We start from the raw sequence: 15,432 nt of genomic DNA, 5'->3' as shown, positions 1-15,432 counted from the left end.
TACCGCTACGGCTACTCCTGCTTCTTGCGCCGGCTGCCGAAGACGATCTCGTCCCAGCTGGGCACGGTGGCCCGGCGGCCGGGCCGGACGCCGTCCGCCTCGGCCTGCCGGTCGGTGGTGCCGACCAGGCGCTCGCGGTGCGGGGCGACGGCGCGCGGCATCAGGATGTCGGCGTAGGCCGAGCCCGCGCCGACCGCGGGTGCGGCGGCGGCGGCCGCCGCGGCCGTCTCCTCGCTCTCCTCGGCGACCTCGGCGGGCACCGGTTCGACCGGGGCCGGGCCACCGACGGCGAGGTCGCCGCGGAAGGCGGGGACCACGTCGAGCAGGCTGGTCAGCGAGTCCCTGGACTCGGCGGTGGCCTCCCGCGACTCGCGGACCTCGCGCGCCGACATGATGCGGTCGGCCGAGGGCCTGTCGATCATCGGGCGGGGCGGCCGGTCCTGGGGGAGCCGGGCGATCCGCGGGATGAACGGGAAGATCGACTCCTCCTCGCGCTCGACGTTCTCGCCGATCAGCGCGCGGGCCTCGTCGTCGTTGGGCTGGACCAGGCGCCGGGGCGGGTCGTACGTCCAGGAGGCGCTGCGGCCCTCGCCGTCGGCCCGGTAGGAGAGGATGACCTCCCAGGTGCCGTCGTCGCGCCGCCAGGAGTCCCAGCGTTCGGTGTCCTTCTCGGCGCCGCGCAGCGCGAGCCGCTCGGCCACGGCCTCGCCGAGCTGCGGGCCGGGGGACTCGCCGTTGCGGCGGATGGCGGTCTTGCGGGCGCGCTCGGCCATGAAGGCGCGCTCGGCGAGCACCGGCCCCTCGAAGCGGCGGACGCGGTCGACGGAGATCCCGGCGGCCTGGGCGACCTCCTCGGCGGAGGCACCGGCTCGTATCCGGGCCTGGATGTCCCGGGGGCGCAGGTGGCTCTCGACCTCGATCTCGATCTGGCCGAGGCGTGGCCGGTCCCCACGGATGGCGGCGCGCAGCCGCTCGTCGATGGGAAGGGTGTACTCCGTGCTGTCGGCAGCCTTGAGCACCAGTCGTGTGCCGTCGTTGCTCACGGCCACAACCCGCAGTTCGGGCACGGTTACCTCCCGGGTTGTGCCTGCCGACGTCACCTGCGTCGCTGCTCCCGTACTGAGTGTGGCCTGCCCGCTCGCGACTGGCCACAACCTTGCTGAGTTCCCCGGCGTGTCGGGCTTACGCCCGCGCACGCCGCTGTGGCACGGTTGCCTTTTTGCCACGCCATCCGTCGACGTCGCGCCTGGGTGTCCCGGCCGTCCTCGCACGCGCAGTGAACGCGACGGTCCGGGACGGGCGTCGCCGTGCGTGCCCGCTCCGTGTCTCCTCGTCAAGCTGCCGGTGTAGGCACAGTCGACAAGTCGACCCAAGGCTCGGGCTTTACGAACAGTACTCCATTCGTGGCATCCGGAGGGGCGGCTCGCCGCTCAAGTCTCCCGCGATTCACGGGAATCTCAAGAGCGCCCACCCCTAATGGCGGACCGCCACCGGATGAACGGTGATCATCTTCACACAATCCGGGCCCGGAGAACCGCATTTTCGTCCCTTGTGTCCTTCTTTGGGCAAGATGGAGTGTCTTGTTCGAAGAACAGCCGTACGGACCGAGGGATGGCGATGCCGGAGCGGAGCCCCGCCGACGAGGGCGGAAAGGCCAAGGAGGAGCGCAGGCGGATCGATCTGAGTGTGGCTCAGGTCGCCGCGAGTGCGCTGGCCACGGTGGTGGGCGCGCTGTTCGCCTCCGAACTGGGGGTGTACGGCACGATCCTGGGCGCCGCCGTGGTGAGCATCGGGGCCACCACCGGCGGCGCGGTGTTCCAGCACATCTTCAAGCGCACCGGTGAGCAGCTGCGCGAGGTGGTGGACCGGGGGCCGAACCAGACCGCCAACACCCTGCGCCAGACGCCCGCCGGGCCCGAGCCGTCGGCGCGGCCGGCGGTGATCAGTTCGGAGTGGAACGAACCGCGGGTCGTCCGGGCGCGTCGGCGGTGGGGCTGGAAGACGTACGCGGCGGTGTCGGGGCTGGTCTTCGTGGTGGCGATGACGCCGATCGTGGCGTTCGAACTGGCCACCGGGCAGCCGGTGTCGGCGACGGTCAAGGGCGAGTCCGGCAACGGCACCTCCTTCGGCGGCTCGGTGGCGCCCAAGTCCTCCCAGCCGCAGGACGCCCCGTCGGACCGGCCCGCCCCGGGCGACCGGAACGGCCGGGAGACCAAGCCGTCCGACGCCACCCCGTCCGGCGGCGCCTCGCCGTCGGCGACCACGCGGCCGGGCCGGGAGCCGAGCGGCACGCCGAGCACCGGCGCGGGAACGGCCTCCCCCTCGGCGGGTGCGGGCGCGACCCCGTCGGCCGGCTCCTCCCCGTCGGCGGGCGGCGGGAAGCCGACCGGCGAGGCGACCCCGCCGCCGTCGGCGCCGGGCAGCAACCCGGCGAACAACCCGGCGAACAACCCGGCGAACAACCCGGCGAACAACCCGGCGAACAACCCGGCGAACGAACCGGCGAAGGTGCCGGTGGCCCCGCCGCCGCCCGTCGACGAGACGTCCCGCACGTCCTAGGCGCCGAGCACCCGGCGCAGGTAGTCGTTGCCGAACACGCGCTGCGGGTCGACCTCGTCCCGCAGCGCGGTGAAGTCGCCGAAGCGTGGGTAGACGCCGGACAGGTACCCGGCGTCGCGGGTGTGCAGCTTGCCCCAGTGCGGCCGGCCCTGATGGGCGGTCATCAGCTGTTCGACACCGGTGAAGTAGCCCCGGTCGGCGGTGCCGCGGTAGAGGTGAACGGCGATGTAGGCGCTGTCCCGGCCGGAGGCGGTGGAGAGCCAGAGGTCGTCGGCGGGGGCGAAGCGCACCTCGACCGGGAAGCTGACCTTCCAGTCGGAGCGTTCGACCAGGGCCTTCAGCTCGCGGAGCACCTCGCCGACGGCCGCCCGCGGCACCGCGTACTCCATCTCCAGGAAGCGGACCTTGCGCGGGCTGGTGAACACCCTGTACGCGGTGTCGGTGAAGCTGCGCTCGGACCAGGCCCGGCTGGCCAGCGCGGCGATCGAGGGGATCGATCCGGGGAAGCGCCGGCCGACCCGGCAGGCACCCTCCCAGACGGTGTTGGAGAGGAAGTCGTCCTCCAGCCACTCCTTGAACCGCGGCAGCGGGGCGGCCGGGCCCTGGCTGCGGTTGTTGCGCTTGGTGGAGCAGCGGTCGGTGTGCGGGAACCAGTAGAACTCGAAGTGCTCGTTGACGGCGGTGAGGTCGTCCAGGCGCTCCAGCACCTCGTCGAAGCCCATCGGCTGCTCGTGGGCGGTGAGCAGGAAGGCCGGCTCGACACCGAAGGTGAGCGCGGTGATCACGCCGAGGGCGCCGAGGCCGAGCCGGGCGCCGTGGAAGAGCCGGGGGTTCTCGGTGGGGGAGCAGTGCCTGACGGTGCCGTCGGCGAGGACGATCTCCAGCGAGTGGATCTGGGCGGCCAGCGAGCCGGAGTCACGGCCGGTGCCGTGGGTGCCGGTGCTGGTGGCGCCGGCCACGGTCTGGACCTCGATGTCGCCCATGTTGGTCAGCGAGAGTCCCTCGGCGGCGAGGACCCGGTTGAGCCGGTGCAGCGGGAGACCGGACTCGACGGTGATGGTGCCGGCCTCGCGGTCGATCCCGCGGACCGCGGTGAGCGCGTGCGGGCGGATCTGGACACCGTCGCCGGCCGAGGCGATCGAGGTGAAGGAGTGTCCTGAGCCGACCGCCTTGACCGTCCGGCCCTGTTCGGCGGCTCGCAGGATCTCCTTGGCCAGTTCCTCCACGGTGCCGGGGGCGGCGGTCCGGGCGGGCCGGGCGCTCTGGTTGCCGGCCCAGTTGGTCCACCGGGTGGGCGTCGCGGTACTGGCCTGGGGCATGTGCGCTGCCTTCTGCTCCGTGGCCGAACGGGTCGGCGCGGTCCGGGGCGGCGCGGCCGCCCTCAGGGCCTGTCTCTTGGATCCTTGCCGGGTCCGCGGCCCTGATCCGACAAAATCCAAAAGACAGGCCCTACCCACAGGTAGGCCCGCGGGTAGGGCGAGAGATTAGTCAGTTCACCGTTCGGCGTCTACGGGTCGTTCGACCCCGTCGGCCGCCGCCGTGTCGGGCGTGCCGGCGGCCAGTCCGGCGCGCAGCCGGCTCAGGCCGGCCAGGGCGGCGACCACCCCGAGCAGGCCGGCCGCCAGCGGGACCCAGTAGCCCGCGGCGGCGCCGGAGGCGTCGATCACCCAGCCGCCGGCCGAGGAGCCGGCCGCGACGCCGAGCGCCAGGCCGGTGGTGGTCCAGGTCATGCCCTCGGTCAGCTGGGCGGCCGGGACGAGCCGTTCGACCAGCGCCATCGCGGTGATCAGGGTGGGGGAGATGGCGATGCCCGCGACCAGCAGCGCGGCGCCGACCACGGCCAGCCCGCCGACGCCGTGCACCGTGTGGGCGACCAGCAGCAGCGGCACCATGCTGACCGCCATGAACAGGACGCCGACGAGGAAGCGCGTCGCCATCGAGCCGGTGAGCTTGAGGGTCCCGAAGACCACCCCGGCCAGGCAGGAGCCGAGCGCCCACAGGGCGAGGATCACGCTGGAGATCGACTTGTGGCCCTGGGCCTCGGCGTAGGCGACGGTGACCACCTCGACCGAGCCGAAGATCGCGCCGGTGGCGACGAAGGTCAGGATCAGCGTCTGGAGGCCGCCGTTGCGGATGACCGAGCCGCCCTGGTGCCGGGCGGCCGGATGGACCGGCGGCTCGGTGGAGCGCTGCCCGGCGAACAGTAGGACGCCGAGGGCGAGGAAGATCCCGGCGAGCAGCACGCCGGCCTCGGGGAAGACGGAGGTGGCCAGGCCGATGGAGAGGATCGGGCCGACGATGAAGCAGACCTCGTCGACCACGGCCTCGAAGGAGTACGCGGTGTGGAGCTTGCCGGTGTCCTCGCGGTAGAGGTGGGCCCAGCGGGCGCGGACCATCGCGCCGGTGCTCGGCATCACACCCATGCCGGCGGCGAAGACGAACAGCGTCCAGTCCGGCGCCTCGAACCGGGCGCAGAGCAGCAGGCCGGTGACGGCGACGACGGTGATCGCCATGGCGGGGACGATGATCCTGCGCTGGCCGTGCCGGTCCACCAGCCTGGAGACCTGCGGGCCGAGGACGGCGGCGGAGATCGCGAGGCAGGCCGAGACCAGGCCGGCCACCCCGTAGGAGCCTCTGAGCTGGGACAGCATGGTCACGATGCCGATCCCGGTCATGGAGATCGGCAGTCGGGAGACGAAGCCGGTGGAGGAGAAGGCCAGAGTGCCGGGGGAGGCGAATATCTGGCGGTAGCTGGACAGCACGGGAGCTCCGGGCGGGGGGAGTAAGGAACAAGGCCGGTAAACACAGCTTACGTACCTTGGCAAACGGTATTTTCCGGGCACCGGCGCGGCCCCGGCGACGGCGTCCGGTCCCTCGATGGCAGGATCGGTGCCATGTCCGACGCGCGCAAACTCTCCCGCTCCGGCGCCGCCCCGTACGACGCCCTGCTGCTGCTCTCCTTCGGCGGGCCCGAGGGCCCCGAGGAGGTCGTCCCGTTCCTGGAGAACGTCACCCGGGGCCGTGGCATCCCCAAGGAGCGGCTGAAGGAGGTGGGCAAGCACTACTTCATGTTCGGCGGGATCAGTCCGATCAACGGACAGAACCGCGAGCTGCTCGCCGCGCTGCGCGAGGACTTCGCCGAGCACGGGCTGGACCTGCCGGTCTACTGGGGCAACCGGAACTGGGCCCCCTACCTGGTCGACACCCTGCGGGAGCTGGCCGCCGACGGCCACCGCCGGATCGCCGTGCTCGCCACCAGCGCCTACGCCGGCTACTCGGGCTGTCGCCAGTACCGGGAGAACCTGGCCGACGCGCTGGCCGCGCTCGCCGAGGAGGGCGTACCGGCCCTGCGGGTCGACAAGCTGCGGCACTTCCACAACCACCCGGGCTTCGTCGAGCCGATGATCGACGCCACCCTGGCCGCCCTGGCGGAGCTGCCCGAGGCCGTCCGCCCCGGCGCCCGGCTGGCGTTCACCACCCACTCCATCCCGGACGGCATGGCCGAGACCTCCGGCGCCCCCGACGACCCGGCCCGCGGCCGGCCCGGCGGCGCGTACGTCGCCCAGCACCTGGACGTGGCCCGGCTGATCACCGCCGCCGTGGCCGAGCGCACCGGCGTGGCCGACCGGCCGTGGGAGCTGGTGTACCAGAGCCGCAGCGGCGCCCCGCACATCCCGTGGCTGGAACCCGACATCTGCGACCACCTGGAGGCCCAGCACGCCGACGGCGCGCCGGCCGTGGTGATGGTCCCGATCGGCTTCGTCTCCGACCACATGGAGGTGAAGTACGACCTCGACACCGAGGCCGTCGCCAAGGCCGCCGAACTCAGCCTGCCGGTGGCGCGTGCGGCCACCGTCGGCGCCGACCCCCGGTTCACCGCCGCGGTGCGCGAACTCGTCCTGGAGCGGGCCGCCACCGAGCGCGGCGAGGATGTCACCCGCTGCGCCCTCGGGGCCCTCGGCCCCGGCCACGACGTGTGCGCGGTGGCCTGCTGCCCCAACCCGCGCGCCCCGCGCCCGGCCGTCGCCGAGCGCTGACCGTCCGCGCCGTCGGCCCGTCCCGCGCTGTCGGCCGGTCCCGCCCGTCTCGTCCGCCCGCCCCGCCCCGCCCGTTCCGTCGCCCCGGAGGAGAACCCCGTGCCCACCCCCGCCCTGCCCGACGACCGGCTCCTCGACGACCTGCTGGAGGTCGCCCTGGACGCGGCCAGGCAGGCCGGCGCCCTGCTGCGCGACGGCCGCCCCGCCGACCTCGGCGTGGCCGGCACCAAGAGCAGCCCGGTCGACGTGGTCACCGAGATGGACCTCGCCTCCGAGAAGCTCGTCCTGGAACTGATCACCGACCGCCGCCCCGAGGACGGCTACCTCGGCGAGGAGGGCGCCGAGCGGCCGGGCACCAGCGGGGTGCGCTGGGTCGTGGACCCGCTCGACGGAACGGTCAACTACCTCTACGGGCTGCCCTCCTGGGCGGTCAGCGTGGCCGCCGAGGTGGACGGCCGGGCGGTCGTCGGCGTGGTGTACGCCCCGGCCCGCGGCGAGCTGTTCCACGCCGTCCTGGGCCGCGGGGCCCGCCTGGACGGCAGCCCGCTCTCGGCCCGCCCGGCCCCGCCCTGGGGGCAGGCGCTGATCGCCACCGGCTTCAACTACGTCCAGCCGGTGCGGGTGCGGCAGGCCGAGGTGCTGCTGGCGCTGATGCCCGAGGTGCGGGACATCCGCCGGGCCGGAGCGGCCGCGGTGGACCTGTGCGACGTCGCCGCGGGGCGGCTGGACGGCTACTACGAGCGCGGCCTCGCCCCCTGGGACCGGGCGGCCGGCTGTCTGATCGCCACCGAGGCCGGCGCCCTGGTCGGCGGCCGCCCCGGGCACGGCCCGGACGGCGAGCTGACCGTGGCCGCCGCCCCCGGGGTCTACGAGCCGCTCCAGGAGCGCCTGGCCGCGCTGCGCGCCTGGGAGGACTGACCGGTTCCGGCCGTCCTGCCCGCCGCCCTGCCCGCCGCCTGGACCGGGGTGGGCGGGGCAGCGGGCGGGGCCGGACATGCGAAGAGCCCTGACATACGGGGGATGCCAGGGCCTGGGTTTCGCACGGCCCCCGCAGGGCCGCTGGTGCCGGAGATCCGGCGACGGGTCGGTGTGCCGGACGGATCAGGCAGCGGTGCGGTGGCGCTCCAGCACCGTGTCCACGCCGTGCTCGGCGGCGAGTCGGCGGAGGTCGTCCAGCTCGGACTGCTCCACCTCGGCGAGGAACTCGTCCCCGGCCTCGATCGCGCGGTGCAGGTCCTGCTCGGCGTTGGCTATGCGCTGCAGGATTCCGGCCTTGAAGGCGTCCATACGGGCCCCCTTACTGTGTCGGACGTGCACGGTCGTGCGCTCTCCGCCCTGAGGAGGTCCAGCCGGTGAAAGCACCCAGGCCGGAAGGTGGTGAATTCCGGACGGGCGCGGAGACGACCTTCGGCCGCTCCCGGTGATGTCCCAGCCCCAGGGCCGGCGCGGATGAACGCACGGCGGGTGGGTGCGATCGGCCGTCAGCCAGATCGCGGGTGTGCAGCTGTCCTCCCCGCACCGGGGACCGGGAAACCTCCCGGCCGAAGAAAGTTGCCCGCGTCACAGTCCAAACGGAGTGGTGCGGACGCGAACGGTCACCGCTGCGGGCTCGGGTCCCCTGCCCGTGGGGCAGCTTATCGCTGCTTTACCGCCGGACCAGGCAGGATGGAGGCACCGTCGGAGCCGTGCGTCCGCTTCCCGGGCCGGCCTGGAGAAGGGACAACGACTGTGCGGGTTCTCGTCGTCGAGGACGAGCAGCTGCTCGCCGAGGCCGTCGCGACCGGCCTGCGCCGCGAGGCGATGGCCGTCGACGTGGTGTACGACGGGGAGGCCGCGCTCCAGCGCATCGCGGTCAACGACTACGACGTCGTCGTCCTGGACCGCGACCTTCCGCTGGTCCACGGGGACGACGTCTGCCGCAAGGTGGTCGAGCAGGGCCTGGCCACCCGGGTGATCATGCTGACCGCCTCCGGCGACATCAGCGACCGGGTCGAGGGCCTGGAGATCGGCGCGGACGACTACCTTCCGAAGCCGTTCGCCTTCAGCGAACTCGTCGCCCGGGTAAGGGCGCTGGGCCGCCGCGCGACCGTCCCGCTGCCTCCGGTGCTGGAGCGGGCCGGCATCTCGCTCGACCCCGGTCGCCGCGAGGTGATCCGCGAGGGGCGCACCGTCCAGCTCGCCCCCAAGGAGTTCGCCGTCCTGGAGGTGCTGATGCGGGCCGGCGGCGCCGTGGTCTCCGCCGAGCAGCTGCTGGAGAAGGCCTGGGACGAGCACACCGACCCGTTCACCAACGTCGTGCGCGTCACCGTGATGACGCTGCGCCGCAAGCTCGGCGACCCGCCGGTGATCATCACCGTGCCGGGCTCCGGCTACCGGATCTGACCGGAAACCACCCCCCGGAAACCACCCCTCCGGAATCCGCTCCGAGGATTTCCCGCCGTATCCAGCGCCCGCCCCGGCGGACGCCCCGAGAGGACCGTCATGACCACCCCGCCGCCCCTGGCCGGCGGGCCCTCCGGCGCGCCCGCCGGCAGCCCGCGTGCCGTACCGCCCAAGCCCGCGCACCCACCGCGTCCGGCCCGGCCGCGCGAGCACGAGACCTACGTCCCCGGTGACGGCCTGCTCGCCTGGCTGCCCTTCCGCCCCACCATCCGCATGCGGCTCACCCTGCTGTACGGCGGGATGTTCCTGATGGCCGGCGTGGTGCTGCTGCTGGTGATGTACTTCTTCGTCCGGCAGTCCCTCCAGGAGGTCGGCCAGCCGCACCTGGTGCTCACCGGGCCCGGCATCTCGGTGCTGACGCCGGACGGCCGGAGCCTCACCAGCCAGGCCGGGCTCGACCAGTGGCTGAACGACAACAGGTCCATCCAGGCCGCCGCGGCGCTCAACACCCTGCTGCGCAAGCTGCTCACCGTCCTGGTCTGCCTCGCCGTGATCGCCTTCGCGGCCGGCTACGCGATGGCCGGCCGGGTGCTGCGCCCGCTCGGCCGGATCACCCGCACCGCGCGTGACGTCGCCTCCTCCGACCTGCACCGACGGATCGAGCTGGACGGCCCGGACGACGAGCTCAAGGAGCTCGCCGACACCTTCGACGACATGCTGGACCGGCTGGACCGCTCCTTCGACTCCCAGCGCCGCTTCGTCGCCAACGCCTCGCACGAGCTGCGCACGCCGCTGGCGATCAACCGCACCCTGCTGGAGGTCCAGCTCTCCGACCCGGGGGTCTCGGCCGACCTCCAGCAGCTGGGCAAGACCCTGCTGGCCACCAACGAGCGCAGCGAGCAGCTGGTCGAGGGCCTGCTGCTGCTCGCCCGCAGCGAGAACGAGCTGACCGACCGGCGCCCGGTGGAGCTGTCCGAGGTGGCCACCAGGGCGCTGGAGCAGACCAGGGTCGAGGCCGACAAGCGCGAGGTCGAGCTGCGCTCGAAGCTCGACCCGGCCATGGTCGCGGGCAACGGCGTGCTGCTGGAGCGGCTCGCGCTCAACCTGCTGCAGAACGCGGTCCGCTACAACACCGCGGGCGGCTGGGTCGAGCTGGCCACCACGGCCGTCCCCGGCGGCGGCGAGCTGGTGGTCTCCAACACGGGACCGGTGGTGCCCGGGTACGAACTGGAGCACATCTTCGAGCCGTTCCGCCGGGTCAAGGGCGCCGACCGCACCCGCAGCGACAAGGGGGTCGGGCTCGGCCTGTCCATCGTCCGCTCGGTGGTGCGCGCCCACGGGGGCACCGTCGAGGCCACGCCGCGCGCCGGTGGCGGCCTCACCATGAGGGTCCGCCTCCCCTCGCCGTAAGGGTCGAACGCCCCTTCCGCAGGCGACCGTTTCCAGCCGTCCCCGCCAGGCCCGTCAAGACGACATAAGGCCTGGCGGGGGCGGCTTGTCTTTTCCGGCCCGAGCAACTTACGGTGTCGTAACCTACGCAACCGTAGGTGAGTCCGCCGGCGGCCCCCGTCGACGGGTTCCTACGACGTGTTCCCGTCCAGCGCGCCCGTCCCAGCGCGTGCCGTCCCCTCAGGAGCAAGACCGTGACCATCGCCCCTGTGCAGAGCAGCTCCTCACTCGTCGCGAGCGGCTGGACCGACGCGCGGCTGATCCTCGCCCTCGAGGAGGTCGTGGAGAAGGAACTCAACCGCCACCTGGAGGTGGCGAAGGAGTGGATGCCCCACGAGTTCGTCCCGTGGAGCCAGGGCCGCGACTTCGACGGCGTGCTGGGCGGCGAAGCCTGGTCGCTGGAGCAGTCCCAGGTGACGGCGCTGGGCCGGGTGTCGCTGGTGGTGAACCTCCTGACCGAGGACAACCTGCCGAGCTACCACCACGAGATCGCGAGCATGTTCGGCCGCGAGGGCGCCTGGGGCACCTGGGTGCACCGCTGGACGGCCGAGGAGGGCCGCCACGGGATAGCCATCCGCGACTACCTGCTCGCCACCCGGGCGGTCGACCCGGTGGAGCTGGAGCGGGCCCGGATGAGCCACATGTCGGAGGGCTTCGAGTCCGACAACGCGCACAGCATGCTCCAGTCGGTCGCCTACGTGGCCTTCCAGGAGCTCGCCACCCGCATCGCGCACCGCAACACCGGCAAGTACGCCGGCGACCCGCTCTGCGAGCAGCTGCTGGCGAAGATCGCCAACGACGAGAACCTGCACATGGTCTTCTACCGGAACCTGCTGAAGGCCGCCCTGGAGATCGCCCCCGACCAGGCCATGCGGGCCATCGCCGACGTGGTCACCGACTTCCGGATGCCCGGCCACGGCATCCCCGGCTTCGAGCGCGCCGCCGCGCAGATCGCCCTCGGCGGGGTGTACAACCTGCGTATCCACCACGACGACGTGCTGCAGCCGGTGCTGCGCCACCTCAAGGTGATGGAGATCGGCGGCCTCGGCCCCGAGGGCCTGCTGGCGCAGAACGAGCTGGGCGTCTTCCTGGACGGGCTGGACGGCCAGGCCCGGAAGTTCGAGGAGCGCCAGGCCGCCCTGGTGGCTCGTCGCGCGGCCCGGAAGAGCGCGGTCTGAGGCTCGGCGCCGTACGGTCGGAGTGGGTGGATTTTCAGCGGTTTGCCCAGGAAGATTCTGAACGTGACCAAGCTCACATCGTGTCGCTCCGCGATTTCGGGCAACCTCGGAGAGTGATCACCTGATCAGGGGTGCCGATCGCGGTCCGTGACCGGATTCCGGACCCGGACCGGACCGCGGGATCGGTCGGCATCCCTGGCCGGCAAGGGATTCGGCGGGTGTTCGCACCCGCGACGCTCACTGTGCGTGTCCGGTTCGCCGGGGCTGAGGAGGGCCGACGATGGCCCAGCGTGAGGCCTTCCACAGCCCCGGGGATCACCCCGATGGAGCCCGGGCTGAGTGTCGATTGAGTAACAGGGCTTGAAGTAAGGCAAAATCTCCGCCTCGGGTCGGGCACAAGACCGGCCCCCCATGCGTTACGTGCGCTGGAGATACCGCACACACCGCACAAACCCGGAGGGGGAGAGCGACAAATGGCAACCGACTACGACACCCCACGCAAGACTGACGACGAGCTCAACGAAGACAGCATCGAGGAGCTCAAGGCTCGGCGGAACGACAAGGGCGGCGGCTCCGTCGACGTCGACGAGTTCGACGCCGCCGAGGGCATGGAGCTCCCGGGCGCCGACCTCTCGAACGAGGAACTCGCCGTCCGAGTGCTGCCCAAGCAGGCGGACGAGTTCACCTGCATGAGCTGCTTCCTGGTGCACCACCGCAGCCAGCTCTACAGCGAGAAGAACGGCAACCCGATCTGCCGGGACTGCGGCGCCTGAGCACCGCGGCGGACAGGGCCCGGTGCCCGCGGCTGCGCCCGCGGGACCGGCACACCGCTCCTTCCGGCCCCGGGCAGCGGGGCCGGACGGCAGGTCCGGGAACCGTCCGGCAGGACGGGCCCGGCAGGACGGAGTCGGCCGGTGAACCGGTCAGGACAAAGTCGTAGGGACGGTCCCGCAGCAGCGGAACCGTCCCTCTCCGTTTGTCCGGCCACTTCCGTCCGGCTCGTCCTCGTCCGCGGTCCGGCCGCCCGGGGCCTCAGGTGCGGGCGCCGCGCCTGGCGTCCTCCAGGGCCTCCGCCAGCTTCATCGGCGAGCGCGTCGACAGGTAGAGGTACGGCGTCGGGTCGGCCGGGTCGGTCACCTCGACCCGAAGTGCCGTCGGGACGTAGCTGCGCAGCAGCATGAAGGCGCGCGGATCGGCCTTGGGCCCGCGCCAGGCCGCGGCCTCGGCCGGGCTCAGCGCCTGCGCGCCGCCGAGCGCGTCGACCGGGATCCGGGCCGGGCCGGCCACCAGTGAGCCCTGGACCACGCGAATGCGGGCCGAGCCGTAGCTGCTGATCGCGACCGCGCCGGCGGCGATGCCGACCACCAGCCCGATCAGCGCGGCAGGACCGCTGACCCGGATCAGGATCAGCGCGAGCGTGAGACCCACCGCGATCGGGAGCAGCCACCAGGAACGCGGCACCGTGAGGCGTTCGTCGTACATGCCTCCATTGTGGGCGCCCTGACGCCCGGCCCGGGACGCCACCCCCACCGGAGGCCGTTCTACCCCTGGGTAGGGTTGGGCTCCGTGACCGGTACGACAGCCCCCACCACCCCCACCGACCGCCCGGCGCCCGCGCTGCCGCCGTCGCCGACCACCCCGCCGCCGGACGCCGTCCTGCCGGAGCGCCACCCCCAGGCGCCCGCCCCCGGCACCCGGCTCGGCTCCCACTACGAGCACTGCTTCGGCTGCGGCCCGCAGCACCCCGGAGGCCTGCGGATCGACGCGGTCGCTGGTGAGGGACTCGACGTCACCGCCGAGTTCGCCATCCGCGACGCCCACCAGGGCGGCCCCGGCCTCGCCCACGGCGGGCTGCTGACCACCGCCATGGACGAGACCCTCGGCACGCTCAACTGGCTGCTGCACGCCCCCGCCGTGACCGGCCGGCTGGAGACCGACTTCCTCAGCCCGGTGCCCGTCGGCTCGGTGCTGCACCTGCGCGCCTGGGTCACCGGCGTGCACGGCCGCAAGATCTACAGCGCCGCCGAGGCGCGGATCGGCGGTCCGGAAGGACCGGTCGCCGTGCGTGCGCAGGCCCTCTTCATCCAGGTGAAGCTGGAACACTTCACCACGCACGGTCGTGCCGAGGACATCGAGAAGGTCCTCGACGACCCTGATCTGATGAAGCGCGCACGAGCCTTTGAGGTGAACCCTTGAGCGACACCCCCCGTCCGCAGCTGGACGTCCTGATCAAGCGCATCGATCCAGAGCTGCCGCTGCCCGCCTACGCGCAGCCCGGGGACGCCGGCGCCGATCTGCGCACCACCGTCGACGCCGAGCTGGCCCCCGGTGAGCGGGCCGTCCTGCCCACCGGCATCGCCGTCGCCCTGCCGGACGGCTACGCGGCCTTCGTCCACCCCCGCTCCGGGCTGGCAGCTCGTTGCGGCGTTGCCCTCGTGAACGCCCCGGGGACGGTCGATGCCGGGTACCGTGGAGAGATCAAGGTGATCGTCGTCAATCTGGACCCGCGCGAGGGGGTCAGCTTCCGCCGAGGGGACCGCATCGCCCAGCTGGTGATCCAGCAGGTCGAGAAGGCCCGCTTCCACGAGGTGGAGGAGCTGCCTGGGTCGGCACGCGCCGAGGGCGGGTTCGGGTCGACCGGCGGCCACGCCGCGGTCTAGCATGCCCGCGGCTTCGCAGGAAGCCGAGCAGGTATTCGCATCGGTCTTGGACCGGGAAGGACAGTGACCGTGTTCCGTCGTCGCCAGAAGAGCGAGGACGCTGTCGAGCAGCTCGCCGACGACGCCATCAGCGCCGACGAGACGGCCGATGACGTCGAAGGTTCCGCCGAGAGCGAGAACGTGACCGAGCTGGACCAGGCCGACAAGGTCGGCCTGCCGCCGGCCCCCCGGCCCGACGGTCCGTGGGACCACTCCGAACTGGAGAACCCCGAGGAGGGGCGAGTCGACCTCGGGGGTCTGCTGGTCCCGGGCGTCGAGGGCATGGAGCTGCGCGTCGAGGTCGCCGGTGACGCGATCGTGGCGGCGACCCTGGTGCTCGGCAACAGCGCCATCCAGCTCCAGGCCTTCGCGGCCCCGAAGTCGGAGGGCATCTGGGGGGAGGTCCGGGAGGAGATCGCCGGCGGCATCACCGGGCAGGGCGGTCTCATCGAGGAGGAGGAGGGCCCGCTCGGCTGGCACCTCCGCGCTCAGGTCCCGGTGCAGCTGCCGGACGGCACCCAGGGCGTGCAGCTGGTGCGGTTCGTCGGCTGCGACGGCCCGCGCTGGTTCCTGCGCGGCGTGATCTCCGGCCAGGCCGCGGTGCAGCCGGAGATGGCCGGAATCCTGGAGCAGGTCTTCCGCCAGACGGTCGTCGTGCGCGGCGAGTCCCCGATGGCTCCCCGCGACCCGATCGTGCTGAAGCTTCCCGAGGACGCCCAGATGGTCGCCGACGGTGGCGGGGCGGCCGCCGGCGCGGGCGAGGGCGACAGCCGCTTCGGTGGCACTGCGCTCGACCCGTTCGCGCGCGGCCCGGAGATCACCGAGGTCCGCTGACCCGGCTGTGAGCCGCCCTGAGCTGCTCTGATCGGCACTGATCGCCCCTGCCCGGGAACCCGGGCAGGGGCGATTTGCATGTGGCGGGCCAGTCACCGTACAGTTCCGGAGTCGCCGCGGGAGACCGGGGCGGCAAAGCGGAAAGCAAATCCGATGAATGAAACTCCGGAAAACGGAGCGGAAAACATCTGATAAGCTGGAAACACGAAAGAACGAAGCCCGGAGGGCCTGCTGGAAGGCAGTCCGAAGGAAGCGTCCGTTCCTTGAGAACTCAACAGCGTGCCAAAAGTCAAC

General features: G+C 72.5%; 16 protein-coding genes. 10 read left to right on the top strand and 6 right to left on the bottom strand.

What is annotated here, in order from left to right; all coding sequences use genetic code 11:
* Positions 1 to 11: 11 nt before the first annotated feature.
* Positions 12 to 1,100, bottom strand: a complete 1,089-nt coding sequence (gene sepH, locus ACZ7C5_RS32205; protein WP_470324041.1) for a septation protein SepH — start codon at positions 1,098 to 1,100, stop codon at positions 12 to 14.
* 517 nt (positions 1,101 to 1,617) lie between these two features.
* Between sepH and ACZ7C5_RS32200 the strand changes: the two genes are divergently transcribed.
* Positions 1,618 to 2,559 (top strand): hypothetical protein, encoded by a 942-nt coding sequence (locus ACZ7C5_RS32200; RefSeq protein WP_470324040.1) that lies wholly within the window; start codon positions 1,618 to 1,620, stop codon positions 2,557 to 2,559.
* Here ACZ7C5_RS32200 and ACZ7C5_RS32195 read toward each other — a convergent pair.
* The gene (locus ACZ7C5_RS32195) at positions 2,556 to 3,878 is read right to left on the bottom strand and encodes a D-arabinono-1,4-lactone oxidase (RefSeq protein WP_470324039.1); all 1,323 of its coding nucleotides are present in this window, start codon (positions 3,876 to 3,878) and stop codon (positions 2,556 to 2,558) included. The two genes, ACZ7C5_RS32200 and ACZ7C5_RS32195, sit on opposite strands and share 4 nt — an antisense overlap.
* Positions 3,879 to 4,052: 174 nt before the next feature.
* Entirely contained in the window at positions 4,053 to 5,321 is a 1,269-nt protein-coding gene (locus tag ACZ7C5_RS32190) for an MFS transporter (RefSeq protein WP_401091977.1), read from the bottom strand.
* 132 nt (positions 5,322 to 5,453) lie between these two features.
* On the opposite strand from ACZ7C5_RS32190, the gene ACZ7C5_RS32185 reads away from it, so the two are divergent.
* The gene (locus tag ACZ7C5_RS32185; protein ID WP_470324038.1) at positions 5,454 to 6,596 is read left to right on the top strand and encodes a ferrochelatase; all 1,143 of its coding nucleotides are present in this window, start codon (positions 5,454 to 5,456) and stop codon (positions 6,594 to 6,596) included.
* A 99-nt stretch (positions 6,597 to 6,695) separates the two neighbouring features.
* Positions 6,696 to 7,514 (top strand): inositol monophosphatase family protein, encoded by an 819-nt coding sequence (locus ACZ7C5_RS32180; RefSeq protein WP_317620013.1) that lies wholly within the window; start codon positions 6,696 to 6,698, stop codon positions 7,512 to 7,514.
* A 183-nt stretch (positions 7,515 to 7,697) separates the two neighbouring features.
* On the opposite strand, the gene ACZ7C5_RS32175 is transcribed toward ACZ7C5_RS32180, so the two are convergent.
* Positions 7,698 to 7,883: a hypothetical protein gene (locus ACZ7C5_RS32175; RefSeq protein ID WP_030057688.1), complete on the bottom strand. Its 186-nt coding sequence runs from the start codon at positions 7,881 to 7,883 to the stop codon at positions 7,698 to 7,700.
* A gap of 441 nt (positions 7,884 to 8,324) precedes the next feature.
* Here ACZ7C5_RS32175 and ACZ7C5_RS32170 point away from each other — a divergent pair, with 441 nt between their 5' ends.
* The 4 genes from ACZ7C5_RS32170 (at position 8,325) to ACZ7C5_RS32155 (ending at position 12,378) form a co-directional block, all read left to right on the top strand.
* On the top strand, positions 8,325 to 8,978 hold the full coding sequence (locus ACZ7C5_RS32170) for a response regulator transcription factor (protein WP_188296105.1): 654 nt from the start codon (positions 8,325 to 8,327) through the stop codon (positions 8,976 to 8,978).
* Positions 8,979 to 9,077: 99 nt separating this feature from the next.
* Positions 9,078 to 10,388, top strand: a complete 1,311-nt coding sequence (locus ACZ7C5_RS32165) for a sensor histidine kinase (RefSeq protein WP_401091979.1) — start codon at positions 9,078 to 9,080, stop codon at positions 10,386 to 10,388.
* 233 nt (positions 10,389 to 10,621) lie between these two features.
* Complete coding sequence (locus tag ACZ7C5_RS32160) at positions 10,622 to 11,605, top strand: acyl-ACP desaturase (protein WP_401091980.1); 984 nt, start codon at positions 10,622 to 10,624, stop codon at positions 11,603 to 11,605.
* A 473-nt stretch (positions 11,606 to 12,078) separates the two neighbouring features.
* Complete coding sequence (locus ACZ7C5_RS32155) at positions 12,079 to 12,378, top strand: DUF4193 domain-containing protein (RefSeq protein ID WP_030057692.1); 300 nt, start codon at positions 12,079 to 12,081, stop codon at positions 12,376 to 12,378.
* A gap of 259 nt (positions 12,379 to 12,637) precedes the next feature.
* Here the strand turns inward: ACZ7C5_RS32155 and ACZ7C5_RS32150 are convergent, their stop codons facing one another.
* Positions 12,638 to 13,087: a DUF3093 domain-containing protein gene (locus tag ACZ7C5_RS32150; protein WP_188296108.1), complete on the bottom strand. Its 450-nt coding sequence runs from the start codon at positions 13,085 to 13,087 to the stop codon at positions 12,638 to 12,640.
* Between the two features lie 135 nt (positions 13,088 to 13,222).
* Between ACZ7C5_RS32150 and ACZ7C5_RS32145 the strand changes: the two genes are divergently transcribed.
* The 3 genes from ACZ7C5_RS32145 to ACZ7C5_RS32135 all read left to right on the top strand — a co-directional run bounded on the left by ACZ7C5_RS32145 (position 13,223) and on the right by ACZ7C5_RS32135 (position 15,138).
* Positions 13,223 to 13,801 carry a PaaI family thioesterase gene (locus ACZ7C5_RS32145; protein ID WP_401091986.1) on the top strand — a complete coding sequence of 193 codons (579 nt, stop codon included), beginning with the start codon at positions 13,223 to 13,225 and terminating at the stop codon, positions 13,799 to 13,801.
* Complete coding sequence (dut, locus tag ACZ7C5_RS32140) at positions 13,798 to 14,265, top strand: dUTP diphosphatase (RefSeq protein ID WP_030239204.1); 468 nt, start codon at positions 13,798 to 13,800, stop codon at positions 14,263 to 14,265. Before ACZ7C5_RS32145 ends, dut begins: the two co-directional genes overlap by 4 nt.
* 69 nt (positions 14,266 to 14,334) lie before the next feature.
* Positions 14,335 to 15,138: a DUF3710 domain-containing protein gene (locus ACZ7C5_RS32135; RefSeq protein WP_401091981.1), complete on the top strand. Its 804-nt coding sequence runs from the start codon at positions 14,335 to 14,337 to the stop codon at positions 15,136 to 15,138.
* 92 nt (positions 15,139 to 15,230) lie between these two features.
* Here ACZ7C5_RS32135 and ACZ7C5_RS32130 read toward each other — a convergent pair.
* Positions 15,231 to 15,432, bottom strand: a 202-nt coding sequence (locus ACZ7C5_RS32130; RefSeq protein ID WP_470324037.1) for a hypothetical protein, incomplete at its 5' end; no start/stop codon positions are given.

The sequence above is a fragment of the Kitasatospora sp. NPDC036993 genome (genome assembly GCF_055607525.1).
This window is presented reverse-complemented; position numbering and strand designations above follow the sequence as displayed.

Bases quoted from the DNA above. Each gene is read 5' to 3' on its own strand.
- ACZ7C5_RS32155 (WP_030057692.1), top strand. From the start codon at position 12,079: ATGGCAACCGACTACGACACCCCACGCAAGACTGACGACGAGCTCAAC.
- ACZ7C5_RS32200 (WP_470324040.1), top strand. From the start codon at position 1,618: ATGCCGGAGCGGAGCCCCGCCGACGAGGGCGGAAAGGCCAAGGAGGAG.
- ACZ7C5_RS32150 (WP_188296108.1), bottom strand. From the start codon at position 13,087: ATGTACGACGAACGCCTCACGGTGCCGCGTTCCTGGTGGCTGCTCCCG.
- ACZ7C5_RS32175 (WP_030057688.1), bottom strand. From the start codon at position 7,883: ATGGACGCCTTCAAGGCCGGAATCCTGCAGCGCATAGCCAACGCCGAG.
- ACZ7C5_RS32195 (WP_470324039.1), bottom strand. From the start codon at position 3,878: ATGCCCCAGGCCAGTACCGCGACGCCCACCCGGTGGACCAACTGGGCC.
- ACZ7C5_RS32185 (WP_470324038.1), top strand. From the start codon at position 5,454: ATGTCCGACGCGCGCAAACTCTCCCGCTCCGGCGCCGCCCCGTACGAC.
- ACZ7C5_RS32165 (WP_401091979.1), top strand. From the start codon at position 9,078: ATGACCACCCCGCCGCCCCTGGCCGGCGGGCCCTCCGGCGCGCCCGCC.